This is a genomic window from Streptomyces sp. WAC 06738 (assembly GCF_003945505.1).
Classification (GTDB): domain Bacteria; phylum Actinomycetota; class Actinomycetes; order Streptomycetales; family Streptomycetaceae; genus Streptomyces.
The window spans coordinates 962,802-989,412 of sequence record NZ_CP029618.1; the positions used below are offsets into that span (position 1 = coordinate 962,802).

Below are 26,611 nucleotides of genomic sequence, written 5' to 3' on the forward strand. Positions count from 1 at the left end.
CCCAGGATCACGATGTCCAAACCATTGCGTGATCCAGTTCACATCTCGATCGCGTTTGGTCGCGGTGCATACGGCATCATCAGGGGATGACCCGACGCCTGATGCTGCTCGACTCGGCCAGCCTCTACTTCCGCGCGTACTTCGGCGTACCGGAATCGGTCACGGCCCCCGACGGCACCCCCGTGAACGCCGTGCGGGGGCTGCTCGACTTCGTCTCCCGGCTCGTCGCCGACTACCGCCCCGACGACCTCGTGGCCTGCATGGACGCCGACTGGCGGCCGCAGTGGCGAGTGGATCTCATTCCGTCGTACAAGGCGCACCGGGTCGCCGAGGAGCACCCCGGGGAGGAGGCCGACGAGGAGGTGGTGCCGGACACGCTGTCGCCGCAGGTGCCGGTCATCGAAGAGGTGCTGGACGCCCTCGGCATCGCGCGGGTGGGCGTGGCCCCGTACGAGGCGGACGACGTGATCGGCACCCTGGCCGCGCGGGCGGCCGGGCCCGTGGACATCGTCACCGGCGACCGCGATCTCTTCCAACTCGTCGACGACGCCCGGGGGGTGCGGGTGGTGTACCCGGTCAAGGGCGTCGGCAACGCCACCGTCATGGACGGCACGGCCCTGCGCGAGAAGTACGGCGTCGACGGCTCCGGCTACGCCGACCTCGCCCTGCTGCGCGGCGACCCCAGCGACGGCCTGCCGGGCGTGCCGGGCATCGGCGAGAAGACCGCGGCCAAGCTCCTCGACGCGTACGGTGACCTCGCCGGCATCATGGCCGCCGTCGACGACCCCTCCTCGCGCCTCACCCCGGCGCAGCGGCGCCGGCTGGCCGAGGCGCGGCCGTACGTCGAGGTGGCGCCGAAGGTGGTACGGGTCGCGGCCGACGTGCCGCTGCCCGCGTACGACCCGGAGCTGCCGCGGGCGCCGCGGGACCCGGAGCGGCTGGCGGCGCTCGGGAAGCAGTGGGGGCTCGGCGGCTCGCTGGAGCGGCTGCTGACGACGCTGCGCGGCTGATGGGGGCCGCGGCACGGGCCGGGCGCCGCTGTTCCCGGCCGCGGTCCGGCCGCCGGGGTGTTAGGTTAGGTAACCCTAACTTCCCCTCGTCCCGGAGGTTCACGTGGCAGACCGCCCCGCCGGCCGGAAGCGCCAGGTCCACACCGCCCGCGTGGTGCGCACCGAGCAACTCACCCCGCACATGGTGCGCGTGGTCCTCGGCGGCGACGAACTGGCCGGCTTCACCGCGGGCGAGTGGACCGACCACTACGTCAAGCTCCTCTTCCCCGCGCCGGGCGCGGAGTACCCCGAGCCGTACGACCTGGACGCCATCCGCCGCGACCTGCCCCGCGACCGCTGGCCCCTGATGCGCACGTACACCGTGCGCGACTGGGACGCCAAGGCCCGGGAGCTGACGCTGGACTTCGTCGTGCACGGCGCGGCCGGCGTGGCCGGCCCCTGGGCGCTGCGCGCCCGGCCGGGCGAGGTGGTGCGCTTCCTCGGCCCCGGCGGCGCGTACGCGCCCAGCCCGGCCGCCGACTGGCATCTGCTGGCGGGCGACGAGAGCGCGCTGCCGGCCATCGCCGCCTCGCTGGAGCGCGTACCCGACGGGGCCGTCGCGCACGTGCTGATCGAGGTCGCCGACGCCGCCGAGCGGCAGCCGCTCGCGGCCCCCGAGGGCGCGGTCACCTGGCTCTGCCGCGACGGCAGGCCGGTGGGCCGGGCCCTCGTCGAGGCCGTCCGGGCGCTGGAGTTCCCGCCGGGCCGGGCACAGGTCTTCGTGCACGGCGAGGCGGGGATGGTCAAGGAGCTGCGCCGGCACCTGCGGCTGGAACGGGGGGTGCCGCGCGAGCAGTTGTCGATCTCCGGCTACTGGCGGCTCGGCCACGACGAGGACGGCTGGCAGTCCTCGAAGAAGCAGTGGAACGAGGCCGTCGAACGCGAGCAGGAGGGTGCGGAGCCGGCCGCCGGCTCCGCACCCTGAGGCCCGCGGGGCGGACGGCTCAGACCGACCGCTGGTACGTGCGGAACGTGCGGGTCGACAGCCACACCGCCGCCACCGCCACCGCCAGCAGCCCGCCGCAGCGCAGCAGCACCTCGCCCCAGTCGGGGTCCGCCGACAGCGCGCCCCGGCCGGCCACCACCGCCCAGTCGACGGGGTTGGCGTCGGCGATGTGCCGCATCCACGCGGGCATCAGCGCCGGCGCCATGAACGCCGAGGAGAGGAACGTCAGCGGCAGCAGCAGGAACGTGTTGATCCCGATGATCGACTCACGCTGCCGCACCACCATGCCGATCGCGTTGGACATCGCGCCGAACACGGTGCCCAGGAGGATCGCCGCGGCCACCAGCACCAGCAGCCCGGCGGCCCCGCCCGCGTAGTCCGCGCCGGCGAGCAGCCCGAGCAGGACGATCACGACCGACTGGACGAAGACGCTGAGGCCGTTGTTGACCACGTTGGCGTTCATCAGCGCCCCACGGCTGACCGGGGTGGTGAGGAACCGGTTGAGCGTGCCGCGTTCGATCTCCTCCAGCGTGCCCATGCCCGCCCACATGCTGGAGCTGAGCGCGGTCATCACCACCACGCCGGGAACCAGGTAGTCCAGGTACGAGCCGGTGCCGAAGCCCGGCAGTTCGGTGATCTCGCGGAACAGGTTGCCGAAGAGGAAGAGCCAGATCACCGGCTGGACGAGGGTGATCAGCAGATACGCCGGCTGCCGCAGGAACGCGGTCAGTTGACGCTGCGTCATGTACCAGGTGTGGGCGGCGAGCGCGCTCATCGCGCACCTCCCGCGGCGGCCGCGGCGGCCGCGGCCGGCGCGTCGCCCGCCGGTCCCGCGCTGTCCGCGTCGGCGAACCGGCGGCCCGCGTACCGCAGATACACGTCGTCCAGCGAGGGCCGGGCGACGGTGACCGCGGCCGCCTCGGCGCCCTCGCGCTCCAGCGCGGCCAGCACCAGCGGCACGGCGGCCGCGCCGTCGGCCGCCCGCGCGCTCAGCCGGCGCCCGTCGAGCACCACGTCGCGTACCCCCGCGAACCCGGTGAGCGCCGCCCGCAGCGGCTCCGCCTCCCTCTCCCCCGGCGCGCGGACGAGTTCGACGTGCACGGCGTCGCCGCGCAGCTCGCCCTTCAGCCCGTCGGGCGTCCCCTCGGCGACCACGCGCCCGCGGTCGACGATGGCGACGCGCTCGGCGAGCCGGTCGGCCTCCTCCAGGTAGTGCGTGGTCAGCACGATGGTCAGCCCCTCGCCGCCGGCGAGCCGGGCGATCTCCTCCCATAGTGCGGTACGGGCCTCGGGGTCCAGGCCCGTCGTGGGCTCGTCCAGGAACAGCACCTCGGGCCGGTGCACCAGGCCCAGCGCCACGTCGAGGCGCCGCTGCATGCCGCCGGAATAGCCGCGCACGAGGCGGTCCGCGGCACCGGCCAGGTCGAAGCGCGCCAGCAGTTCGTCGGCGCGGCGGCCGAGCGGGGCACCGCGCAGCCCGTACAACCGGCCCTGCAGCAGCAGGTTCTCGCGTCCGGTGGCCATCGGGTCGGCGCCCGACTTCTGCGCCACGACGCCGATCGCGCGCCGGACCCGTTCCGGGCGGCGCAGCACGTCGTGTCCCGCGACGGCGGCGGTGCCGCCGTCCGGCCTGGCCAGGGTGGTGAGGATCTTGACGGTGGTGGACTTGCCGGCGCCGTTCGGGCCGAGCAGCCCGCAGACCGTACCGGCCGCGACGGCCAGGGACATGCCGTCCAGGGCCGTGATGCCGTGGGGATAGCTCTTGGTCAGCTCGCGCGCCTCGACGGCGAGCGTCCCTCTTCCGGGCATGGTGAACTCCGCTCTCGCACGGTGTGCGTGGGTGCTGCCGGACGATCGGCGAAAGCGGAGCCTGGCTATCCTGGGGTGTGCCGCACCTCGGCGCCCGGCGCCTGCTTCCGTACGGGTCCGGATGTTCGGGGTCCGTCCCGGCGGGCTGTTGGCGCAGCCCGCCGGGACGCATTCTTCCGGGCCGCTACGGGCCCTTCCTCGCGTCCTGCGTCTCCTGTGCGGCGCCGGGCGTCCCGCCCGCGCCGCCGGGCAACTCCTCCTCCAGATCCCGCCATTCGGCCGGCATCTCGCCGGTCTCGTGCCAGGCGTGCCACTCGGCCACGCCGCTGAGGGAGCCGTCGGCCAGCTCCGCCAGCAGGCCGCGCAGCCAGGCGGCCTCGGCCTCCAGCATGTGCGCCTGGTACTCGGTCTCGACGACGAAGACGCGCGGCAGCGTCTCGTACAGCTTCGCCAGCGCGCCGCGCAGTCCCGCCGCCAGGACCTCCTGCCGGGCCAGCCGCGTCTGCAGCGCCTCGACCGCCTCGTCCGGCGGCAGCACGCCGATCAGGGAGAGGGCGGCCTCGAAGTGCGTGAACTCCCGGCGGGGGGCGGCGACGATCTCGGTGAGCCAGTCGTGCATCTCCGTGCGGCCTGCGTCGGTGATGGCGTAGACCGTGCGCTCCGGCCGGTTCCCCTGCTTCTGCACCCCCGCGGCGGTGACGAAGCCGTGCTTCTCCAGGTTCTGCACCACGGTGTAGAGGGAGCCGAAGTTGATCTTGATGCTCTCCTCTTTGCCGCGCTGCCGCAGCAGTTGGGCGATCTCGTACGGGTGCATCGACCGCTCGGCGAGGAGGGCCAGCACGGCCAGGGCCAGTGGGTTGCTCAGCTTCCGCCGCTTCGCGGGCACGACCTCTCCCCCCTTTGCCCGGCACCGTATACTCGTGGCCGAACATATCGCGAGTATCGCGAGCCCGTCAAGACGAGATGTATCGCGAATACAGAAGCGGGGCCGGCCGGCGCAGGCCGGCGCGGCCACGAGGACGGACAGGGCCGCGGCGGAGACCGCCGCGGCCGGGTCCTAGGTGCGCTCCAGGGTCCGCGTCATCCCGGCCACCAGTGCCGTGGTCAGCAGCCAGCCGGTGGCGACCAGCACGTACGAGAGGATCTGCGCCGCCCCGCCTGACATGTACCAGAAGTCGCGCTGGCCGAGACCCCCGACCGGGATCAGCAGGTCGAGGGCGTAGACGACGGGGTGGAAGTCCGGCCCCTCGCCCTCGCGCACGGGCCGGCCGTCGCCCGCGGCGAAGACCAGGCTGCCGAGCAGCGTGAGCGCCGCCAGCCACAGCCCGGCCAGCCACGGCCGGTAGCCGAAGCCGACGGTGCCGTCGAGCAGCAGGCTCCAGGCGCGCCCCGCGGGGCGCAGCGTGCGGCGGCGGGCACGCTGCTTGGCGAGCAGGACGCGGCGGGCGTCGTCGACGTGGCCGATCTGCCGGTACCAGGCCGCGAGCCGCTCGTACGGCTGCGGGGCGTAGCCGGTGCCGCGGCGGATCCAGTCGAGCCGGCGGGGCACGGAGTCCTTCCCCGCGGCGCCCGCCGACTGGATGGAGCCGTACGCGAAGCCGTCGAGGAGGACGGTCGCGGGCCAGCTCTCCAGGTCGTCGTGGAGCGTGGTCACCTGCGTGCCGTCGAGCGAGACCGGCCCGGCGGGGCGGACGGCGGGCGTGAAGCGGAAGTCGGTGGCCTGCATCCGGGCGCAGTCGATGCCGGTGCAGTCGCCGAGCCGCGCCCCGTCGAGGCTGAGCAGGTCGGCTATGTGCGTGCCGCGCAGCTCCAGACGGCCCGCGGCACCGAAGCCGTCGGCGAGCCGGACGGTGGTGATCTCGGCGTGGTCGAGGACGAGCGCGAGGCCGTCCGCGGCGCCGATCCGGGCGCCGTCGAGGAAGAGCCCGCCGGACAGCCGGGCGCCGATGAGCCGTATCCCCCCGCCGCCGGTGAAGCCGTGGGTGCAGAAGACCGCCCCGTCGACCTCCAGCCCGCCGGCGAAGAGCGACCAGCCGTTCTCGCCGGTCAACCGGGCGCCGTGCAGGAGGAGTTCGCCGCTGATCCGGGCGTTGGTGGCGAGCAGGGCACCGGCGACCCGGCTGCGCCGCACCGACAGCACGCCCTCGATCCGGGCGAGCCGGGCGTCGATGCGCGGCAGCACGCTGTCGTCGAGGTGCACGCTCGCGGTGGTCGCCGAGGTGAGCACGACCTCCTCGTGCAGGTAGCAGTGCTCCAGCCGCAGCCGGTGGGTGGTCTCGGCCCCGGTCAGGTCCAGCCCTCCGGTGATCCGCGCCCCGGCCAGCCGCAGCGCCGGAATGGCGCCGGGCTCTGCCGGGTGCGCGCCGAGCAGCAGCGCGGCGAGGACGGCGGCCCGTACCGTACGCTCCGGGCCCCAGGCCGCGCCGCCTGCGGGGTCGTCCAGGGCCGCGTCGCCGACGCGCAGGTCCACCGGGCGGCCTTCGGGGAACGCGGCCCACAACTCCCGCTCCGGGGGCGTCAGATCGTCGTAGGTGATCACCCGGGAAGGGTAGTGCCGCGGGCGGCCTCAGCCCACGGAGCTGTACGCCACGACGCCGCGCAGCACCTTGTCGACCGCCTTGCGGGCGCTGCCCGCGACCGTGCTCTCCGGGTCGGCGGCGGCGGACAACTGCCCCAGCACGTCGATCAACTGCTTGCACCAGCGCACGAAGTCGCCCGGCGGCATGTCCGCCTCGCGCAGCACCTCGTCGAGGCTCCGCCCGGACGCCCACTGGTACGCGGCCCAGGCGAAGCCGAGGTCCGGCTCGCGCTGGCCGACGCCCTCGGTCTGGCGGATGCCGTGGTCCTCCTCCAGGGCGTCGAGCCGGCCCCAGATGCGCACCATGTCGCCCAGGGCCCGCTTGGCGCCGCCGCCCGGGAGCTTCGGCGCCATCGCGTCGTCGGACTGGCGGGCCTCGTAGACCAGCGCGGAGGCGCAGGCGGCCAGCTCGGCGGGGCCCAGGCCCTCCCAGACGCCCTCGCGCAGGCACTCGGAGGCCAGCAGGTCCAGCTCGCCGTAGAGCCGGGCGAGCCGGCGGCCGTCCTCGGTGACCTTCTCGCCGCCGTGCTGCTCGGCGATGTAGCCCAGCTCGGTGAGGAGCGCGTACACCCGGTCGAAGGTGCGGGCGATGGTGTTCGTCCGGCCTTCGATGCGGCGCTCCAACTGGTGGGTGTCGCGGAGCAGCCGGTGGTACCGCTCGGCCCAGCGGGCGTGGTCCTCGCGCTCGTCGCAGCCGTGGCAGGGGTGGGCGCGGATCGCCTTGCGCAGCCGGGCGATCTCGGCGTCGTCGGCTGCGGGGGCGCGCTCCTTGCGGTGCCGCCGCGGCTCCAGGTGACCGGCCTTGGTACGCAGCGCGGAGGCCAGATCGCGGCGCGACTGCGGGCTCTTGGGGTTGAACGACTTGGGGATGCGCATCCGCTCCAGCGCCTCCACCGGCACCGGGAAGTCCATCGCGGCCAGCCGCTTGACCTGCCGGGCGGCGGTGAGCACCAGCGGGCGCGGGCCGTCGTGCTGCTCGAACCCGCGGTGGCCGTTGGTGCGGCCCGCGGGCGTGCCGGGGTCGAGGACGAGGGCGAGGCCGGCGAACTTGCCGGTGGGCACGTGGATCACGTCCCCGGGGCGCAGCTTCTCCAGCGAGCCCGCGGCGGCGGCCCGGCGCTGCGCGGCGCCCTGGCGGGCCAGCTCCGTCTCGCGGTCCTTGAGGTCGCGGCGCAGCCGCGCGTACTCCTCGAAGTCGCCGAGGTGGCAGGTCATCGCCTCGCGGTAGCCGGAGAGACCCTCCTCGTTCTTCTGCACCTGGCGGGAGATGCCGACGACCGATTTGTCCGCCTGGAACTGCGCGAAGGACATCTCCAGCAGCTCGCGCGTGCGGTGCCGGCCGAACTGGGCGACGAGGTTGACCGCCATGTTGTACGACGGGCGGAAGGAGGAGCGCAGCGGATACGTCCGGGTGCCGGCCAGGCCCGCGACGTACTCCGGGCTCATGCCGCGCTGCCACAGCACCACCGCGTGGCCCTCGATGTCGATGCCCCGGCGCCCCGCGCGTCCCGTCAACTGCGTGAACTCGCCCGGGGTGACGTCGGCGTGGGTCTCGCCGTTCCACTTCACCAGCTTCTCCAGCACCACGGAGCGAGCCGGCATGTTGATGCCCAGGGCCAGCGTCTCGGTCGCGAACACCGCCTTGACCAGGCCCTTGGCGAACAGCTCCTCGACGACCTCCTTGAACGTCGGCAGCATCCCCGCGTGGTGCGCGGCGATGCCCCGCTCCAGGGCCTCCAGCCAGTCGAAGTAGCCCAGCACGTGCAGGTCTTCGCGGGGGATCGCGGCCGTGCGCAGCTCGGCGATCTCGCGGACCGCGGCGCGTTCCTCCTCGTCGTTGAGCCGGAGGCCCGCGTAGAGGCACTGCTGTACGGCGCCCTCGCAGCCGGCGCGGCTGAAGATGAACGTGATCGCCGGCAGCAGCGCCTCGGCGTCCAGCCGCTCGATGACCTCGACGCGGCTGGGCGTCCAGACCCGGGAGCGGGAGCGGCGCTCGCGCTCGCGGTCGGCCTCGCGGCCCCGGCCGCGGCGGCGGTCGCGCGGTCCCGAGGGGCGCGAGTACTCCTGCCGGGCCAGCCGGAGCAGGTCGGGGTTGACCGCCTTGGCGGGCTCCTGCCGGCCGCCGGCGGCGGTGCGCTCCTCGAACAGGTCGTACATCCGGCGGCCGGCCATCACGTGCTGCCAGAGCGGCACGGGGCGGTGCTCGGAGACGATGACGGCGGTGTCGCCGCGCACGGTGTCGAGCCAGGAGCCGAACTCCTCGGCGTTGGAGACCGTCGCCGACAGGGAGACCAGGGTGACGGACTCCGGGAGGTGGATGATCACCTCTTCCCAGACGGCGCCGCGGAAGCGGTCGGAGAGGTAGTGCACCTCGTCCATCACCACGTAACCGAGGCCGAGGAGGGTCTGGGAGCCCGCGTACAGCATGTTCCGCAGGACCTCGGTGGTCATGACGATCACCGGGGCGTCGGAGTTGATGGTGTTGTCGCCGGTCAGCAGGCCGACGTTCGCGGCGCCGTAGCGCCGGACGAGGTCGCCGTACTTCTGGTTCGACAGCGCCTTGATCGGCGTGGTGTAGAAGCACTTGCGGCCCTGCTCCAGCGCCAGGTGGACGGCGAACTCGCCGACGACCGTCTTGCCGGAGCCGGTCGGCGCCGCGACCAGCACGCCGCGGCCGTCCTCCAGGGCCCGGCAGGCGTCGAGCTGGAAGGGGTCGAGCGCGAAGTCGTAGAGCCCGCGGAACGAGCCGAGTGCGGTGGCTTCCTCGGCTGCCCGGCGGCGGTGCGCCGCGTACGCCTCGGCGGGAGGGATGTGCTCGTCGGTCATCGTGAGTACGAGCCTACCGGGCAGCACCGACAGCGCACCCGATCTTTGCGGACCGCCCCAGGTCAGCCGGACGGCGACGGCCGCGACCTGCGGCGTCCACGCCGGCCGGGCGGCTCAGCGCACCAGCACCCGGGCCGCGCCCGGCACGACCTCCGCGGTCAGCGGCAGCGGCCCCAGCGGCTCCCCGTCCGCGTACCCGGTGACATCGGCGGCACTCAGTGACACCCGCGCGGCCCGGTGCACGGTGACCGCCGGATGGGTCAGGTGCGTGCCCTTGTAGACCCGCGGGAAGACCCGCAGCAGCGTGCGCCGGCTGCACCGGCCGACGACGGTGATGTCGAAGAGCCCGTCGTCCATCCGCGCCTCGTGGCAGATCCGCATGCCGCCGCCGTACGACGGGCCGTTGCCGACGGCGACGAGGGTCGCCTCGATCTCGGTCTCGGGGCCGTCGTCGAGCCGCATCCTGTACGGGATCGGGCGGAAGGACGCCAGCTCGGCGACCATCGCCACGTCGTACTTGAACCGGCCGGGCGGCCAGGCCATCCGGTTGCCGCGGTCGTTGACGCGCGAGTCGAAGCCGGAGGCCAGCACGGTCCCGAAGTACGTGTCCCCGGCTTTGCCCAGGTCGATCGCCCGGGTGCTGCCGGACTCCAGCGCCCCCACGACGACCTCCGCCGCGGCGGCCGGGTCCCGTACGGGCAGCCCGGTGGCGCGGGCGAAGTCGTTGCCGGTGCCCACGGCCACGATACCGACGGGCACCTCGGTGCCCGCCACGGCCTGCAGCGCGAGGGCGGCCATCCCGTCACCGCCGACCGATATGAGCGCCCCGGTGCCCGCGGCCACCGCCTCGCGGGCGCCCGCGAGCGCGGTGGCGGCGTCGCTGCCCTGGACGGTGGCCACCTCGTAGCCGGCATCGCGCAGCGCCTCGGTGACGACGGGGGCGGCCTTGGCACCCCGGCCGCGGCCCGCGGTGGGGTTGACGAACACGGTGATATCGCTGGTCACCCGCGTGACCCTAGCGGTCAGGTGGCGTCGTCGTAACCATTTCTGCGGGGCGTACCGTCCCCGCTCCCGGTCCCGCCGGCGCTGTCGGCCTCGCCGGTGGACTGCTCGGGCAGCGTCGCCGAGGCGCTCACGGGCTCCACGTCGCCCACGTCCTCCGGGGTGAGGTCGAGGTCGGACGCCTCGTCGTCCGCCGGGCCACGGGCCGCGATACGGGCCCGGCGGCGGTCGTTGAGCAGGGAGAACCCGGTGGCCAGGAAATACAGGGTGATGACCGGTCCCGCGAGGGCGAACATGCCGATCGGGTCGGTGCTCGGCGTGGCGATCGCGCCGAAGGCGACGATGCCCATGATCATCCAGCGCCACCAGCTCAGCATCCGGCGCCCGGTGACGGCACCGCCCATGTTCAGCATGACGAGGATGAGCGGCAGCTCGAAGGAGAGCCCGAAGACCACGACCATGCGGGTCAGCAGGTCGATGTAGTCGGGGATCGGCAGGAGGTTCCTGGTGTTCTCGGGTGTGAACTCCAGCAGCACCTCGGCGGTCACCGGCAGGATGCTGTACGCGAAGAACGCACCGCCGACGAAGAGCGGCACGCCGGCGGCGACGAAGCCCAGCGAGTACTTCTTCTCGTTCCGGTGCAGCCCGGGCGCCAGGAAGGCCCACAACTGGTAGAGCCAGATCGGCGTGGAGACCACCAGCCCGGTCATGAAGGAGACCTTGAGCATGATGGTGAACGGCGAGATGAGGCCGCTCACGACGAACTCGCCGCAGATCTCCTTCTCGTCTTCCGCGCCCTTGCTCAGCTCGGAGAGCGTCGTGTTGGGACAGCCCACGGAGTCGAGTACCGGCGCCATCAGGAAGTCGATGATGTCCCGGTAGAAGAAGAGCGAGACGATCGTGACGACGAGGATGGCCCCGACGGCCTTGACGAGCCGGTCGCGAAGCTCCCTCAGGTGCTCCGCGAGCGGCATGCGCCCCTCGGGGTCCCTCTCCTGGCGCTCCTTGCGCTCCTTACGGCGGGCAACGCTTAGCAACCCACGTCCTCATCTCGTGCCGCGAGGCCGTCTCCGGCCGCGGTGTGCCCCTGCGGATCGGTCAGCGCTGCGACTGCTGCTGCGTCTGAGCCTGCGGCTGCTGATCGTTCACCTGCGGCTCGCTCACCGGACGGGAGCTGGTCACGTCGCCGGGGGCGGCCTGGATGGTCTTGGGCGCGGGCTGCGGCGGGTCCGCCGGAGCAGCCTCGTCCGTCTTGCCCTCGTTCTTCATGGCCTTGGCCTCGCTCTTGAGGATGCGGGCCGACTTGCCCAGCGAACGGGCCATGTCCGGAAGCTTCTTCGCGCCGAACAGCAGGATGACGACGACGAGAATCAGGATGATCTCGGTAGGGCCGAGCCGTCCGAACATATGCGTCTACCTTCTCACCGAGGCTGCGTGGGTTTGGGCGTGATCGATCGTAACCCGCGGGGGTGAACTCCGGGCAATCCCCCGGCGTACACCAATCGTGGCCCCCGCCTCGCACCGGAGCCGCGACCTGCAGCCTACCTCCCGAAATCCGATCCGGGGAGGTCACGTGTCGAGCCCGCCCGCCGGGCGACGTCCGCCGCGGAGCGTTCCAGATCACTTGTCGCACGGCTGATCTGCTGCGCCGCGTCATCGAGGCGGCGGGCGAGCCGGTGCACTTCGAGGCCGACGCGGAGGGCCGGAACGGCGAGGGCGACGAGCCCGAGGAAGCCGAGCGCGACGGCGGTCATGGGCCACATCATGGGCGCAGCCTAGCCGCCGCGGCGGCCCCGGAGGACGCCGGTGCCCGGAGGGTTCGATCACCGATTCGCACGTTACGTCCCTTATGCCGGAATGGCTAAGCCTGATGCTCAACGTCGTACGCGGCAAGCGCCTTGACCGCCGCGTCGCGCGCGCTGTCCGCGAGATCGCCCGGCGCGACGATCCGCCCGTCCCGCCCCAGCCGCAGCGCCAGCCGGCGCAGCGACGCCGGGTCCGGGGCGCGCAGCGAGATCCGCAGCCCCCCGTCGGGCAGCTCCTCCGCGCTGTCGTGCGGGTAGTACTCGGCGACCCAACGGCCGCCGGGACCCACCTCGATGACGACCTCGGGGTCCTCCGCGGACGGCTGGACGATGCCCTCGGAGAGGTCGCGCAGCTCGACGGGCGGCGGGTCCGCGGGGGCGTCGAGGATCCGGATCTCGGCGACCCGGTCGAGCCGGAACGTACGCCGCGCCTCCGACAGCCGGCACCACGCCTCCACGTACGTGTGCCCGACGGAGACCAGCCGGATCGGGTCGATCTCCCGCTCGGTCAGCTCGTCCCGGGACGGTGAGTAGTACCGCAGCCACAGCCGGCGCCGCTCGGAGATCGCCCGGTCCACCTCGGCGAAGACCCCGCCCTCGGACTCGAACGTCACCGACAGGCTGGAGCTGGCCGCCGCCGATTCGCCGGCCGCGGCCTCCAGCTTCGCGGTGGCCCGCAGCAGCGCCCGCCGGTCACCGGCCCGCAGCCCCGGCAAAGTGGCCACGGCCCGGGCCGCCACCAGCAGCGCGGTGGCCTCGTCCGCGGCCAGTCGCAGCGGCTCGCCGGTACCGGTGGACTCGGGATTGTGGAACCAGATGCGCTCGCCGTCGGTGTCGATGTCCAGCAGGTCGCCGCCGCGGAAGCTCGTCCCGCACATCGGCAGCACGTCCAGGTCGGCGATGAGCTCGTCCTCGGTGACGCCGAAGGCGCGGGCGACGTCCGACAGGTACGCGCCGTTGCGCTCCCGCAGATACGTCACCAGCGACAGCATCCGCCGGGTCTGGTCGATGGCACTGGCCACTGCTCCCCCGCTCCCCCTCAGCCCTTGGCCACGGCACGCAGCCGGTCGATGACGTCGGCCCGCAGCTCAGCGGGCTCCAGGACCACCACGTCCGGGCCGAACTCCACCAGCCAGGCGTCCAGTCCGTGCCCGTACGGGATCTCCAGCTCGTCCCAGCCGGGCAGCACCGCCTCGCGGATGCCGTACGCGCGGGCGCGCAGCGGGTAGCCGGCGCCGGTGCGCAGCCGGATCAGTGCCGAGCGGTCCGCGCTCTCACCGGCCCAGCGCTCGACGGTCTCGCGCACGGTCACCCGGTCCGGCACCTCGGCGGTGAAGCCGCGGCCGCGGTTGCGGACCCGGCCGGTGATCCGCGAGAGCCTGAAGACACGCTCGGCGTCGCGGCCGCGGTCGTGGCCGACGAGGTACCAGTGGCCCCGCCAGCACTCCAATTGCCACGGCTCGACGTGCCGCTCCTCCGGGCGGGCCGCATTGGCCTTGCGGTACGGGAAGACGACGGGCCGGCGGTCCCGGCAGGCGAGCATCAGCGGCTCGAACGCCGCCTCCCGCACCGGAATCCGCGGCTCCAGCGCGCTGACCTGCTCCACCGCGCCCGCCTCGGGGTCGTCTCCCTCCCCCGCGAGCGGCATCCCGGCGGCGCGCAGCTTCTGCAGCGCGCCGCTGGCCGCGCCCGCGAGCCGGGCCTGCTGCCAGACTTTCGCGGCCACTCCGAGCGCGGCGGCCTCTTCCGCGTCCAGGGTGACGGGCGGCAGCCGGTTGTTGTCCCGGCGGGCCAGATAGCCGGGCTCGCCGTCCAGCCCCTCGACGGTGTCGATCACCATGCCCAGCTCGCGCAGGTCGTCCTTGTCGCGCTCGAACATCCGGTTGAAGGCGTCCTCGCCGGAGGTGTCGGAGCCGAACGCGGTCCCGCGGCCGGGTCCGAAGGCTTCCACGTACGCCTCGATGGACGTGCGCAGCTCACGCTTGCTGAGCGGGCGGCCGGTGCCGAGCAGGCACAGCGCCAGGCACATCAGCCGCTCCGCCTTGGCGATCGCCATCGAGGGGGTCTCCTTATTGCGCGTCCGGGGCAGCGGGCGGCTGCCGCCGGCGACCGTCTACCGCACGTGTCGCTTGTGTTCGCAGATGACGACCGTACTCCGCCTGGGCCCGGCGGCCAAAGCGAAAGCCCCCGCCGTACGGCGGGGGCCCTGGGCGCTGCCGGGTGCGGACGGTGCCGTCAGACGGCGACCAGGTCGCAGACGAAGATCAGCGTCTCGCCCGGCTTGATCCGGCCGCCGCCGGCGCCGGCCTCGCCGTAGGCCAGATGCGGCGGGATGGTCAGCCGGCGGCGGCCGCCGACCTTCATGCCCGCCACGCCCTGGTCCCAGCCGGGGATGACCTGGCCGGCACCGAGCTGGAACTGCAGCGGCTTGCCGCGGTTCCAGCTCGCGTCGAACTCCTCGCCGCTGGAGAAGGCGACCCCGACGTAGTGGACGGAGACGGTGTCACCGGCCTTCGCGACGGGTCCATCGCCCTCCCACAGGTCCTGGACCTCCAGGTCGGCCGGCGGCGGGCCCTCGGGGAAGTCGACCTCGGGCTTGTCGATGCTCACGGAAGAACGCTCCTCGCGCATGAGTGGACGGTGACTGGGCCGTAAGTCTTGCAGACGCCCGGGGGCGGCGGTGCCGCCGCCTCCCCGGGGGCGCGGCGCCGGGTGTCCGGTGGACCCGGGATCCCGGTGGCCGTCGCCCCCGTACGCGGGGTGCGACGGCCCTCACGGTCCGGGGCCGGTCCGCCGGCCGCCTGCGCCGGACGGCACCGGAACCGGCACCCCGCACCGCGGCACCACGGCGCGTCCCGGACCGGGTCCGGCCGCGCGGACCGCAGGTCAGACCGTGCCGAGGATGTCGACGACGAAGACCAGGGTCTTCTTCTCCAGCTCGTGGCCCTTGGACTTGCCGTAGCCCAGGTCCGGCGGGATGACCAGGAGCACCCGGTCGCCGACCTTCTTGCCGACCAGCGCCTTGTCCCAGCCCGCGACGACCGAGCCGGTGCCGATCTGGAAGGTGGCCGCACCGGCGTTGTCCCAGGAGGAGTCGAACTTCTTGCCGTCCTCCCACGCGTAGCCGGTGTACTGGGCGACGAGCCCCTGGCCGGCCTCGACCTTGGCGCCCTTGCCCTTGATGAGGACCTGCTCCTGCAGCTCCTTCGGGGCGTCCGCGCCGTCCGGGATGGTGATCTTCGCGGCCTTGCCCGCGGGCACCTCGATCTCCGGCATGCCCTCGCGCGGCTCGGCGGACTCGCCCTTCAGCTCGGCCTTGGCGTCGACCTTCCCGGCGCCGGCGACGTCGATGACCCAGACCAGGCCGTCGCCCTTCTTGATGCCGGACTCGGGGTTCAGGCTCTCGCCGACGAGCGCACCCGCGGTGCCCTCGACCAGCAGGCGGCTGCCCACGGTGTGGCCCTCGACGGAGTCGAGGACGTCCGGCGGCAGCGACTGGTTCGGCTCGCCGACCTTGCCCATGAGCTGCTGGTGCACGGCGCCGCCGGCCTGCTGGCCACCGCCGCCGCCCGCGGCGGGCTGCGCCCAGGTGCTCCCCAGGTCCTGGTCGTCCTTCATGGTCTTGCCGGCGAAGTCCAGCCGGACCTGGTCGCCCTTGCCGACCTTGGCACCGTCGCCCTTGCCGAGGACCTTGACGACGGCCTCGTCGGACGCCTTGGCGTCGTCGGGGACGTCGAACTTCGGTTCCTCGCCGAAGGCTCCCGTGACCTTGGTCACGGCGCCGGTCTTCCCCCCGTTGTCCGAGTCGGAGGAGTCCTCGGAGCCACAGGCCGCGGCGAACAGCAGGGCGGGCACGATGAGCGCCGCCCCCATGCGGGTCATTTTGCGATGTGTCATGGGTCCAACTCGTGTAGGGGGTCCGGGCAGCTTCGGCCACTCTACGGCCTTCGCGCCCGGATCCCCGTCATCACATCCGTCCCGCACCCACCGCGCGCCCCGCCTACATTCCGGCGATCAGTTTTTCCACCCGGTCGTCCACGGAGCGGAAGGGGTCCTTGCACAGCACGGTCCGCTGCGCCTGGTCGTTCAGCTTCAGGTGCACCCAGTCCACCGTGAAGTCGCGCCGCTGCTCCTGCGCCCGGCGGATGAAGTCGCCGCGCAGCCTGGCCCGGGTGGTCTGGGGCGGGACCGATTTGGCCTCGAAGATCTTCAGGTCGTTGCAGACCCGGGCGGCCTGGCCCCGCTTCTCCAGCAGGTAGTACAGCCCGCGGCGGCGGTGGATGTCGTGGTAGGCGAGGTCTATCTGCGCGATCCGGGGGTGGGAGAGGGTGATGTTGTTCTTGGCCCGGTAGCGCTCGATGAGCTGGTGCTTCATCACCCAGTCGATCTCGGTGCCGACCTTGGCGAGGTCCTGGGAGCGGATCGCCTCCAGGGTGCGGCCCCACAGTTCCAGAACCTGCTCCACGACACCGGTGCGGATGCCCCGGCGGTCCACGAAGTCCACGGCCTTCTCGTAGTACTCCTGCTGGACCTCCAGCGCGGACGCCTCCCGCCCGCTGGCGAGCCGCACCTTGCGCTGCCCGGTCATGTCGTGGCTGACCTCGCGGATGGCCCGGATCGGGTTCTCCAGGGTCAGGTCGCGCATCACCGTGCCGGCCTCGATCATGCGCAGCACGAGGTCGGTGGCGCCGACCTTGAGCAGCATGGTCGTCTCGGACATGTTGGAGTCGCCGACGATGACGTGGAGCCTGCGGTAGCGCTCGGCGTCGGCGTGCGGCTCGTCGCGGGTGTTGATGATGGGCCGGGAGCGCGTCGTGGCGGAGCTGACGCCCTCCCAGATGTGCTCCGCGCGCTGGCTGACGCAGTAGACCGCGCCGCGCGGCGTCTGCAGCACCTTGCCGGCGCCGCAGATGAGCTGCCTGGTGACGAGGAACGGGATGAGGATGTCGGCGAGCCGGGAGAACTCTCCGTGCCGGGCCACCAGATAGTTCTCGTGGCAGCCGTAGGAGTTCCCGGCGGAGTCGGTGTTGTTCTTGAAGAGGTAGACGTCGCCGGCGATGCCCTCCTCGTGGAGCCGGCGCTCGGCGTCGACGAGGAGGCCCTCGAGGATGCGCTCGCCCGCCTTGTCGTGGGTGACCAGCTCGATGACGTTGTCACACTCGGGAGTTGCGTATTCGGGGTGCGAGCCGACGTCCAGGTACAGGCGTGCACCGTTGCGCAGGAAGACGTTGCTGCTGCGGCCCCAGGAGACGACCCGGCGGAAGAGGTAGCGCGCCACCTCGTCCGGGGACAGGCGGCGCTGTCCCCGGAACGTGCACGTGACGCCGTACTCGTTCTCAAGCCCGAAAATGCGGCGGTCCATGACTGAACATTACGCCTGTCGCTCTGTTTCGAAACCGGGTGCAGCTCCGCCGATTCGATCTTTTTCGACCGGCATGGGCGGGCGGCCGGTGCCCGCCAGAACCCGTACGAAGCCGGTGAGCACCAGCAGCGCCGCCGCCCCGCCGAGTCCGACGACCGCGAAGCCGCCCGTCTCGCCGCCGTGCTCGACCGCGGGACCGCTGATCGCGGTGCCCGCGGCGGCGCCGAAGCCGAAGGTCGTCACCAGCCAGGAGAACGCCTCCGTGGCCGTGCCGCGCGGCGCGTGCCGGTCGACGACGACGAACGAGCAGGCGAGCGCCGGGGCGAGGAAGAGGCCCGCGACGCCGGAGAGCAGCGTCATGGCGACGGTGCCGGGAGTGACCATCAGCGGCAGATAGCCGACCGCCAGGCCCGCCAGCAGCAATTGCAGCCGCCGCTCGGCCCGGCCCGGCCACTGCCGGGCGCCGTAGAGGACGCCGCCGACCAGGGCCCCGGCGCCGAGCGCGGAGAGGAGGTAGCCGCCGATGGCGTCGTCGCCGCGGGCGTCGGCGTACGCGACGGAGGCGACGGCCGTACCGCCGAGGGCGACGCCGACGAAGAAGAAGGCACCGAGGATCACCAGCAGCCCCCGCGCCCGCAGGGCTCCCAGCCAGTGCGCTTCGCGCGGCTCGGAGCGCCACCGGCGGGCGGGCGGCGACAGGACGACCCACAGGGCGCCCAGCACGCCCAGGGCGCCCAGCACGAGCAGCGCGGCGGACTCGGAGGCGGTGGCGACCAGCAGGGTGACGATCAGCGGCGCGACGGCGAACATCACCTCCTGCGCCACGGCGTCCAGCGCGTACGCGCCGTGCACCCGGTCCTCCCGCTTGAGCACGCTGGGCCACAGCGCCCGCAGGGCGCCCTCGAGCGGCGGGGTGAAGAGCCCGGCGACCAGGACGGCGACGCAGGCCAGCGGGAGCGGATCGATGCCCACGACGGCGAAGAGGGCCATCCCGGCGGCGGAGAGCAGCGCGCTGGGCAGCAGCACGCGCGGCTGGCCGCGCAGGTCGACGGCGCGGCCGAGGAGCGGCTGCCCGATCGCGGTGGCCAGGCCGTAGCCGCCGGAGAGGACGCCGCCCAGGGTGTACGAGCCGCCTTCCGCACGGACGAAGAGCACGATGGCGAACGCGGCGGTGGCGTTCGGCAGCCGCCCGATGAGCGTCCCGGTGAGCAGCCTGCCGACGTGTCTGACGCGCAGCAACTCGGCGTATCCCCGCAGCACGGTCCCTCCCCAGACGCTGAAGTGTTACGTATAACGCCGTAGGTTATACGTAACACGGGCGAGGGTCGACCCCGTAGACCGGAACGCGACGAGGAGGCATGATGCGGGGCGCGCACGAGGACGGAAGGCGCGCTGCTGCGCGCACCGGGCCGCCGGCGGCGGGAGAGCCGGCCCCGCGGCCGGCCGCGGGCCGCGGCGGCGGCGTCACCAGCCGCGACGTCGCCCGCGCCGCCGGCGTCTCCCAGGCGGCCGTCTCCCTCGTCCTCGGCGGCAAGTGGCGCGGCCGCGTCTCCGCCGCCAAGGCGGACGCCGTCCGCGCCGCCGCCCGCGAGCTGGACTACCGCCCCAACGCCGCCGCCCGCACCCTGCGCACCGGCGGCACCCGCACCGCGCTCCTCGTCGTCCCCGCGCTCACCAACGAGTTCTTCGCCGGCGTCCACGCCGGCGCCGCACGCGCCGCCGCCGCCCACGACTTCGGCGTCGTGCTCTACCCCTCCCCCGAGGGCATCGGCCCCGCCCGCGACCCCTTCGCCGCCGCCCACACCGCCGTCGACGGCGTGATCGCCTCGTCCATGGCCACCGACGCGGTACGGAACCTGCGCGGCGGCGGACTCCCGCTCGTCATGCTCGACAGCGACCCGGCCGACACCGGCGCCGTCGCCACCGTCAACGCCGACGTGGCCGACGGCATGCGGCAGGTCGCCCGGCACCTGCTGGAGCTCGGCCACCGGCGGATCACCCGCCTCGCCGCCGCCATCGACTCGTGGACCTTCGCCGCCCGCGGCCGGGCCCTGGCCGACGCGCTCGGCGCCGTGCCCGCCGTGCGGCTGCGCACCGAACCCGCCGAGCTGTCCGTCGCCGGTGGCCTCGCGGCGGCCCAGCGGGCGCTCACGGCCCCGGCTGCGGACCGCCCCACGGCGCTGGTCTGCGACGACGACCTGCTCGCGGCCGGTGCCCTCAAGGCCGTACGGCGCCTCGGGCTGCGGGTGCCGGACGACGTGTCGGTCACCGGCTTCGACGACCTGGCGCTGGCCACCGCCGTCGAGCCGGAGCTGACCACCGTGCGGCTCCCGGCGGACACCGTCGGCGCGGCCGGCATGACGGCGCTGCTCGACGCCCTCGCGGGCCGCGGCGCGGGCAGCACGACGGTCCCGGCACGCCTGACGGTACGCGCGTCTACGGCCCCCCCGGGCGCGTAGAGCCGCCGGGGCCGTCCCCGGGACGGGCCCGGAGACGACGACGGGCGGGCCCGTCGCTGGGCCCGCCCGGTCGATGCCGTACGGCTACTTCTTCTTGCCGGACCCGTTGCCCGGCTTCTTCGCGGTGCCGCTCTCGGCGCCGCCGTCCGCGTCCGCCGCGGTGTCCTCCGCGTCCTCCGCGCCGGAGGCACCCGCCGGTCCTTCGCCGTCCTCCTCCAGCAGCCGGGCGAGCTGACTGCCGAGGATCCGCCGGAACTTGCGCTGCTGCGGCCGGTTGCGGTCGAGGACCGCGACCTCGAGCTGCTTCGACGTCAGCTCCCGCTCGCCGCCGTTGTTGTCCCGCGCCAGCGACTCCGCCGCCAGCTTCAGCCCCTCCGCCAGCGTCATGCCCTCGCGGTGCCGCTGGTCGAGATAGCTGCTGATCTGATCGGAATTGCCGCCGACCGCGACCGAACCGTGCTCGTCGACGATCGAACCGTCATGCGGCAGCCGGAAGATCTGGTCGTCGGCGGGGGTCTCCCCCACCTCCGCGACGATCAGCTCCACCTCGTACGGCTTCTCGGCGCCGCTGGAGAAGATCGTGCCGAGAGTCTGCGCGTAGACGTTCGCGAGGCCGCGGGCGGTGACGTCCTCGCGGTCGTACGTGTACCCGCGCAGGTCGGCGTAACGGACGCCGCCGATGCGCAGGTTCTCGAACTCGTTGTACTTGCCGACCGCGGCGAAGGCGATCCTGTCGTAGATCTCGCTGACCTTGTGCAGGGCCCGGGACGGGTTCTCGGCGACGAACAGGATGCCGTCGCTGTACTGCAGCACGACCACGCTGCGGCCGCGCGCGATGCCCTTGCGGGCGTACTCCGCGCGGTCCGCCATGGCCTGCTGGGGTGAGACATAGAACGGTGTCGACACCGGCTTATCCGTCCCTCTCTGCTCGTGGAGAAATCTCGTGGGGCCGCGCGCCCGCTAGAGCACGGACGCGCGCGGGCCGTCGGGCTGCTCCAGCCGGCCGTCGACCACCGAGCGGGCGATCTCGGAGACCTCGGCGTCGGGCAGCCTGCGGAAGCCCTCGTCGGTGATGGACGTGACGATGGGGAAGATACGGCGGGTCAGGTCCGGCCCGCCGGTGGCGGAATCGTCGTCCGCCGCGTCGTACAGCGCCTGGACGACGACGGTGGCTGCCTGCCGCTCCGTCAGCTCGTCGGTGAAGAGCTTCTTCAGCGCACCGCGCGCGAACACCGAGCCGGATCCCACGGAGGCGAACCCCCGCTCCTCGGTCCTGCCGCCGGTCACGTCGTACGAGAAGATGCGGCCCTTCTCCCGCGCCGGGTCCCACCCGGCGAAGAGCGGCAGCACGGCCAAGCCCTGCATGGCCATGCCCAGGTTGGACCGGATCATCGTGGAGAGCCGGTTGGCCTTGCCCTCCAGGGAGAGCTGGGCGCCCTCGACCTTCTCGAAGTGCTCCAGCTCGAGCTGGAAGAGCCGCACCATCTCGACCGCGACGCCCGCGGTGCCCGCGATGCCGATGGCGGAGTACTCGTCGGCCGGGAAGACCTTCTCGATGTCACGCTGCGCGATCATGTTCCCCATCGTGGCCCGCCGGTCACCGGCGAGGACGACCCCGCCGGGGAAGGTCAGAGCCACGATGGTGGTGCCGTGCGGCGCCTCGACGGCGCCCTTCACGGGCGGCACCTCCCGGTTCCCCGGCAGCGCCGCCGGAGCATGCTCACCCAGGAAGTCCATAAACGAGGACGAGCCCGGCGTGAGGAAGGCAGCCGGCAGTCGCCCTGCGCCACGGATGTTGGCTTCCACGCGAATCCTTCCGGGGGTACGGCGGCCCGCCCCCCACGGGCCGAGCCGGTGACTTGCGCTGGGCACGGACCTTACCCGTGCCGCTGCCGGGCGTCCGCCCGGGTGCTCCCCGGACGGACGCCCGGGACGGCTACTCGCCGCCCTTTTGCACGAAGGAGCGCACGAAGTCCTCGGCGTTCTCCTCCAGCACGTCGTCGATCTCGTCGAGGACCGAGTCCACGTCCTCCGACAGCTTCTCCTGCCGTTCCTTCAGGTCCTCGGAGACCTCGGCGTCCTGCGCCTGCTCCTCGACCTCTTCCTGGGAGCGCGTGGCCTTCTGCTGACCACCGCCGGTGTCCTTGGTCGCCATATCCCTCACCCCGCTCGGTGTCGCCCGATGGTCCTGACTGCGTCGCCCTGCAAGATCCGACCCTACAAGCTGGGCCCGACATCGGCCCGGTGCTCTCTCAACGCTCGGAGGCCACCCGGATGATTCCCCTCCGCGCCACCTTTAGCCCGGTCCGTCCCGGATCAGCCGCCCGAGAGGACCCGTACCAGCTCCTCCGCCGTGCGGCAGCGGTCCAGCAGTTCCTTGACGTGGTTGCGGGTACCCCGCAGGGGTTCCAGGGTGGGGACCCGCTGGAGGGAGTCGCGGCCGGGGAGGTCGAAGATGACCGAGTCCCAGGAGGCGGCGGCGACGTCGTCCGCGTACTGTTCGAGGCAGCGGCCGCGGAAGTACGCCCTGGTGTCCTCCGGCGGGTTCTTCACGGCCCGCAGGACCTCGTCCTCGGTGAGGAGCCGCTTGAGGCGGCCGCGGGCCGCCAGCCGGTTGTACAGGCCCTTCTCCGGCCGTACGTCCGCGTACTGGAGGTCGACCAGCGCGAGGCGGGCCGCGTCCCAGTCCAGGGCGTCGCGGCGGCGGTAGCCCTCCAGCAGCTCCCGCTTGGCCAGCCAGTCCAGCTCGCCGGAGAGGCTCATGGGGTCGGCTTCCAGCCGGTTGAGGGTGTCCTCCCAGCGGGTGAGCACGTCCTTGGTCTGCTCGTCCGCGTCCGCGCCGAAGCGCTCCTCGACGTATTTCCGCGCCAGCTCGCAGTACTCCATCTGGAGCTGTACGGCGGTGAGCGTGCGGCCACTGCGCAGCACCACCTGGTGACGGAGCGTGGGGTCGTGGGAGACCTGGTGCAGGGTGCGCACGGGCTGCTCCACGGCCAGGTCGACCGCGATGAAGTCGTCCTCGATCATCGACAGCACCAGGGCCGTGGTGCCGAGCTTGAGGTAGGTGGAGATTTCCGAGAGGTTCGCGTCGCCGATGATGACGTGGAGTCTGCGGTATTTCTCGGCATCCGCGTGGGGCTCGTCGCGGGTGTTGATGATGGGGCGTTTGAGGGTGGTTTCCAGGCCGACCTCGACTTCGAAGTAGTCGGCGCGCTGGCTGATCTGGAAGCCGTGTTCGTTGCCGTCCTGGCCGATGCCGACGCGGCCGGCGCCGGTGAAGACCTGGCGGGAGACGAAGAAGGGCGTGAGGTGCCGCACGATGTCCGAGAAGGGGGTTTCCCGCTTCATCAGGTAGTTCTCGTGGCAGCCGTAGGACGCGCCCTTGTTGTCGGTGTTGTTCTTGTAGAGAAGGATGGGCTGCGCACCCGGCAGTTGTCCCGCGCGTTCCGCCGCTTCCGCCATGATGCGTTCGCCGGCCTTGTCCCAGAGCACGGCGTCGCGGGGATTGGTGACCTCGGGGGCGCTGTACTCGGGGTGGGCGTGGTCGACGTAGAGCCGGGCGCCGTTGGTGAGGATGACGTTGGCGAGGCCGATGTCCTCGTCGGTGAGCTGGCTGGCGTCGGCGGCCTCGCGGGCGAGGTCGAAGCCGCGGGCGTCCCGCAGCGGGTTCTCCTCCTCGAAGTCCCACCGGGCACGGCGCGCCCGGTGCATCGCCGCCGCGTAGGCGTTGACGACTTGGGACGAGGTGAGCATGGCATTGGCGTTGGGATGGCCCGGAACGGAGATTCCGTACTCCGTCTCGATGCCCATTACTCGCCGTACGGTCATGCGGCCCTCCTTGCCCGGTACCGTCCGCGGCCCTGGACGGAACTCAAGTGCCGCTGCGTCTGCGGCACGTGTGGTCCCCGCGGCGGCGATGCGCTGCGCTGCGCGCCGGTACGGAAGAGCCTAGAACGCCTTGGCGGCAGTGGGGAGATCATTACAGTCTTTGCTCCGGTCCGTTTGCACCCGTGGAAATACGTGTCCGGCTGCGGGCGGCCGTGTGGTGCCCCCCGCAGCCGGATCGCCGCATTTACAGGTACTGACCGGTGTTGGCCACCGTGTCGATCGACCGGCCGGTGTCCGCGCCCTGCTTTCCGGTGACGAGGGTGCGGATGAACACGATCCGCTCGCCCTTCTTTCCGGAGATACGGGCCCAGTCGTCGGGGTTGGTCGTGTTGGGCAGGTCCTCGTTCTCCTTGAACTCGTCGACGCAGGCGGCGAGGAGGTGGGAGACGCGCAGGCCCTTCTGGTTGTGGTCGAGGAACGCCTTGATGGCCATCTTCTTGGCGCGGTCCACGATGTTCTCGATCATCGCGCCGGAGTTGAAGTCCTTGAAGTAGAGGACTTCCTTGTCGCCGTTGGCGTACGTGACTTCGAGGAACCTGTTCTCCTCGGACTCCGCGTACATCTGCTCGACGACGGACTGGATCATCGCGTCGACGGTGGCCTCGGCGGAGTCGCCGTGCTCCGACATGTCCTCGGCGTGCAGCGGCAGGGTCCGGGTGAGGTACTTGGAGAAGATGTCCTTGGCGGCCTCGGCGTCCGGGCGCTCGATCTTGATCTTCACGTCGAGCCGGCCGGGGCGGAGGATCGCGGGGTCGATCATGTCCTCGCGGTTGGAGGCGCCGATGACGATCACGTTCTCCAGGCCCTCGACGCCGTCGATCTCGGAGAGGAGCTGCGGGACGATGGTGTTCTCCACGTCCGAGCTGACGCCGGAGCCGCGGGTGCGGAAGAGGGAGTCCATCTCGTCGAAGAAGACGATGACGGGGGTGCCCTCGCTGGCCTTCTCGCGGGCCCGCTGGAAGACCAGGCGGATGTGCCGCTCGGTCTCGCCGACGTACTTGTTGAGCAGCTCGGGGCCCTTGATGTTGAGGAAGTAGCTCTTGCCGGCGGGGCGGCCGGTGTGCTCCGCGACCTTCTTGGCGAGCGAGTTGGCGACCGCCTTGGCGATCAGCGTCTTGCCGCAGCCGGGCGGGCCGTAGAGGAGCACGCCCTTGGGGGCCGCAGCTCGTGCTCCTTGAAGAGGTCGGGGTAGAGGTACGGCAGCTCGACGGCGTCCCTGATCAGCTCGATCTGGTTGCCCAGGCCGCCGATCTTGGTGTAGTCGATGTCCGGGACCTCTTCGAGGACGAGCTCCTCGACCTCGCTCTTGGGGATGACCTCGTAGACGTACCCGGAGCGGGGCTCCAGGAGCAGGGCGTCGCCGGCGCGGATGGTGGTGTGCAGCAGCGGCTCGGCGAGCCGTACCACCTTCTCCTCGTCGGTGTGCCCCATCACGAGGGCGCGCTCGCCGTCCTCCAGGATCTCCTTCAGGGTGACGATGTCCCCGGAGCGCTCGAACGCCATGGCCTCGACCACGTTCAGCGCCTCGTTGAGCATCAGCTCCTGACCTCGGCGCAGCTCGTCGAGCTCCACGCTGGGGCTGACGTTCACCCGCAGCTTGCGGCCGCCGGTGAAGATGTCCGCCGTGCCGTCGTCGTTGGCCTGGAGGAAGACTCCGAAGCCGGCGGGCGGCTGGGCCAGCCGGTCGACTTCTTCTTTCAGGGCGACGATCTGGTCCCGGGCCTCACGGAGAGTGCTTGCCAGGCGCTCGTTCTGCGCGGACACTCCGGCGAGGTTGGTCTGCAACTCGACGATGCGTTCTTCGAGGATCCTCGTGTGACGCGGCGAGTCGGCGAGCTTTCGTCGCAGGACGGCGATCTCCTGCTCAAGGTAGGCGACCTGACCGGCAGGGTCTTCGGACCCTCGACCCGGCCGGATGCCGCGGTTGGTGTCGTCGTCGTGGGCTGCCACGGTCCTCACCTCCTCCAAGGGGAGCTGGACGCTTCCTGACCCTACCTGGCCGCGTCCCACTTGAAACCCCTAGATCACAAAGACGGTCGGGGTGCATCCGATCTTCACCCGTGCGCCCGTCCTCACGCCAGGCAAATACCCATCCAGCAACATCGGAAAGCAGCCATTTGTTTCGTCTACAACGCTCAACACCCACCAAGGGTGCCTGGAATTGCAGCGGAACGGCGACCGCTCCCCCGCCGGTTCCGGGAACCGGCGGGAAGGCGATGTGGGAGGGGGTGCCGCGGCGGGGTCAGACCTGGGTGCCGGGGACGGGCTCCGCGGTGAGGCGGAAGCGGCCGTTCTCCCACGTCCAGGTCACGTTGCGCTGCTTGTCCGGCTTGCTGCGGGGAACGTCGGGCGAGGAGTAGCCGAGGAGGGTGGCCGAAATCTCGTTTTCGCGCACAGCGAATTCCCCGACGCTCATGCCCTCGGCGGGATCGACGAGAGTCTCGGTCACGCGCGGTGACCGGCCGGGCTTGGCGGCGGACACGACGTACATCCCGCTGGGCGGGGTGCCTGCGGCGGCGCGGCAGCGCACCACGGCGACGGTCTCGGCGCGGCCGTCGGCGTCGAAGTCGGCGGAGCCCTGTTTGTAGACCTCGGGCTCGGTGCCGGCGCAGTCGACCGGGTAGTGGGCGGCGCTCGCGTCGGGCCCGGGGGCGGGTCTGCCGCCGTGGTCGCTCTTGCCGTCGTTACCGGCGGCGACGGACGGGGGCTTGATGAGCGCCGCGAGGGCGATGACGGCGGCCATGGCGGCCGCCGTCGCGACCCAGTGCACCGCGCGGGGCTGCGTGTGCGGGAGGTCGGCGCCGGGCAGAGGCTGCACGGGTGAGGCTCCTGGGAGGGCTGGGAGGGCCGTGGGGAGGCCAGCATGGTGTCACACACCGGCCGCCCG

At 72.3% G+C, this 26,611-nt stretch carries 23 protein-coding genes and 1 pseudogene; 3 read left to right on the forward strand and 21 right to left on the reverse strand.

Going from position 1 to position 26,611, the window contains the following annotated elements:
• Positions 1-101 precede the first annotated feature (101 nt).
• Together DMB38_RS03885 and DMB38_RS03890 are read left to right on the forward strand one after the other, a co-directional pair.
• Positions 102-1,010, forward strand: coding sequence for a 5'-3' exonuclease (locus DMB38_RS03885; protein WP_125938795.1), 909 nt, complete (start codon positions 102-104; stop codon positions 1,008-1,010).
• A 103-nt stretch (positions 1,011-1,113) separates the two neighbouring features.
• Positions 1,114-1,974, forward strand: coding sequence for a siderophore-interacting protein (locus tag DMB38_RS03890; RefSeq protein ID WP_125933959.1), 861 nt, complete (start codon positions 1,114-1,116; stop codon positions 1,972-1,974).
• A 19-nt stretch (positions 1,975-1,993) separates the two neighbouring features.
• Here DMB38_RS03890 and DMB38_RS03895 read toward each other — a convergent pair whose 3' ends face one another.
• From DMB38_RS03895 to DMB38_RS03965, 15 genes are all read right to left on the reverse strand, one after another.
• Positions 1,994-2,770, reverse strand: a complete 777-nt coding sequence (locus DMB38_RS03895; RefSeq protein ID WP_125933960.1) for an ABC transporter permease — start codon at positions 2,768-2,770, stop codon at positions 1,994-1,996.
• Positions 2,767-3,804 carry an ATP-binding cassette domain-containing protein gene (locus DMB38_RS03900; RefSeq protein WP_125933961.1) on the reverse strand — a complete coding sequence of 346 codons (1,038 nt, stop codon included), beginning with the start codon at positions 3,802-3,804 and terminating at the stop codon, positions 2,767-2,769. The genes DMB38_RS03895 and DMB38_RS03900 overlap by 4 nt, the downstream gene beginning before the upstream one ends.
• A 184-nt stretch (positions 3,805-3,988) precedes the next feature.
• Positions 3,989-4,690, reverse strand: a complete 702-nt coding sequence (locus tag DMB38_RS03905) for a PadR family transcriptional regulator (protein WP_125933962.1) — start codon at positions 4,688-4,690, stop codon at positions 3,989-3,991.
• A 171-nt stretch (positions 4,691-4,861) separates the two neighbouring features.
• Positions 4,862-6,343 (reverse strand): oxidoreductase, encoded by a 1,482-nt coding sequence (locus DMB38_RS03910; protein ID WP_125933963.1) that lies wholly within the window; start codon positions 6,341-6,343, stop codon positions 4,862-4,864.
• A gap of 27 nt (positions 6,344-6,370) precedes the next feature.
• A complete protein-coding gene (locus tag DMB38_RS03915) occupies positions 6,371-9,208 on the reverse strand; it encodes a DEAD/DEAH box helicase (protein WP_125933964.1) in 2,838 nt (945 codons plus the stop codon).
• Positions 9,209-9,322: 114 nt separating this feature from the next.
• On the reverse strand, positions 9,323-10,213 hold the full coding sequence (locus DMB38_RS03920) for a diacylglycerol kinase (protein WP_125933965.1): 891 nt from the start codon (positions 10,211-10,213) through the stop codon (positions 9,323-9,325).
• A gap of 17 nt (positions 10,214-10,230) precedes the next feature.
• Positions 10,231-11,184, reverse strand: a complete 954-nt coding sequence (gene tatC / locus DMB38_RS03925) for a twin-arginine translocase subunit TatC (RefSeq protein WP_125938796.1) — start codon at positions 11,182-11,184, stop codon at positions 10,231-10,233.
• Positions 11,185-11,308: 124 nt separating this feature from the next.
• Positions 11,309-11,617, reverse strand: coding sequence for a Sec-independent protein translocase subunit TatA (gene tatA, locus DMB38_RS03930; protein ID WP_047014839.1), 309 nt, complete (start codon positions 11,615-11,617; stop codon positions 11,309-11,311).
• 134 nt (positions 11,618-11,751) lie between these two features.
• Entirely contained in the window at positions 11,752-11,976 is a 225-nt protein-coding gene (locus DMB38_RS03935; RefSeq protein ID WP_125933966.1) for a hypothetical protein, read from the reverse strand.
• Between the two features lie 95 nt (positions 11,977-12,071).
• Positions 12,072-13,007: a WYL domain-containing protein gene (locus DMB38_RS03940; RefSeq protein WP_125938797.1), complete on the reverse strand. Its 936-nt coding sequence runs from the start codon at positions 13,005-13,007 to the stop codon at positions 12,072-12,074.
• Between the two features lie 47 nt (positions 13,008-13,054).
• A complete protein-coding gene (locus DMB38_RS03945) occupies positions 13,055-14,071 on the reverse strand; it encodes a WYL domain-containing protein (RefSeq protein ID WP_047014841.1) in 1,017 nt (338 codons plus the stop codon).
• Positions 14,072-14,250: 179 nt separating this feature from the next.
• Complete coding sequence (locus tag DMB38_RS03950) at positions 14,251-14,625, reverse strand: FKBP-type peptidyl-prolyl cis-trans isomerase (protein ID WP_047014842.1); 375 nt, start codon at positions 14,623-14,625, stop codon at positions 14,251-14,253.
• 276 nt (positions 14,626-14,901) lie between these two features.
• A complete protein-coding gene (locus DMB38_RS03955) occupies positions 14,902-15,888 on the reverse strand; it encodes an FKBP-type peptidyl-prolyl cis-trans isomerase (protein WP_125938798.1) in 987 nt (328 codons plus the stop codon).
• Between the two features lie 127 nt (positions 15,889-16,015).
• A complete protein-coding gene (pafA, locus tag DMB38_RS03960) occupies positions 16,016-17,377 on the reverse strand; it encodes a Pup--protein ligase (protein WP_018836870.1) in 1,362 nt (453 codons plus the stop codon).
• 9 nt (positions 17,378-17,386) lie between these two features.
• Positions 17,387-18,637 carry an MFS transporter gene (locus DMB38_RS03965; RefSeq protein ID WP_125933967.1) on the reverse strand — a complete coding sequence of 417 codons (1,251 nt, stop codon included), beginning with the start codon at positions 18,635-18,637 and terminating at the stop codon, positions 17,387-17,389.
• Positions 18,638-18,738: 101 nt separating this feature from the next.
• Between DMB38_RS03965 and DMB38_RS03970 the strand changes: the two genes are divergently transcribed.
• Positions 18,739-19,836 (forward strand): LacI family DNA-binding transcriptional regulator, encoded by a 1,098-nt coding sequence (locus DMB38_RS03970; RefSeq protein ID WP_125938799.1) that lies wholly within the window; start codon positions 18,739-18,741, stop codon positions 19,834-19,836.
• Positions 19,837-19,920: 84 nt separating this feature from the next.
• Here the strand turns inward: DMB38_RS03970 and prcA are convergent, their stop codons facing one another.
• From prcA to DMB38_RS04000, 6 genes and pseudogenes are all read right to left on the reverse strand, one after another.
• Positions 19,921-20,742 carry a proteasome subunit alpha gene (gene prcA, locus DMB38_RS03975; RefSeq protein ID WP_240661965.1) on the reverse strand — a complete coding sequence of 274 codons (822 nt, stop codon included), beginning with the start codon at positions 20,740-20,742 and terminating at the stop codon, positions 19,921-19,923.
• 54 nt (positions 20,743-20,796) lie between these two features.
• A complete protein-coding gene (gene prcB, locus DMB38_RS03980) occupies positions 20,797-21,642 on the reverse strand; it encodes a proteasome subunit beta (RefSeq protein ID WP_125933968.1) in 846 nt (281 codons plus the stop codon).
• Positions 21,643-21,772: 130 nt separating this feature from the next.
• Positions 21,773-21,991 (reverse strand): ubiquitin-like protein Pup, encoded by a 219-nt coding sequence (locus tag DMB38_RS03985; protein WP_018836875.1) that lies wholly within the window; start codon positions 21,989-21,991, stop codon positions 21,773-21,775.
• Positions 21,992-22,152: 161 nt separating this feature from the next.
• Complete coding sequence (dop, locus tag DMB38_RS03990; protein WP_125933969.1) at positions 22,153-23,664, reverse strand: depupylase/deamidase Dop; 1,512 nt, start codon at positions 23,662-23,664, stop codon at positions 22,153-22,155.
• A gap of 244 nt (positions 23,665-23,908) precedes the next feature.
• Positions 23,909-25,674: pseudogene (gene arc / locus DMB38_RS03995) on the reverse strand (proteasome ATPase).
• A 292-nt stretch (positions 25,675-25,966) separates the two neighbouring features.
• On the reverse strand, positions 25,967-26,542 hold the full coding sequence (locus DMB38_RS04000) for a hypothetical protein (protein WP_125933970.1): 576 nt from the start codon (positions 26,540-26,542) through the stop codon (positions 25,967-25,969).
• Between the last annotated feature and the right edge of the window lie 69 nt (positions 26,543-26,611).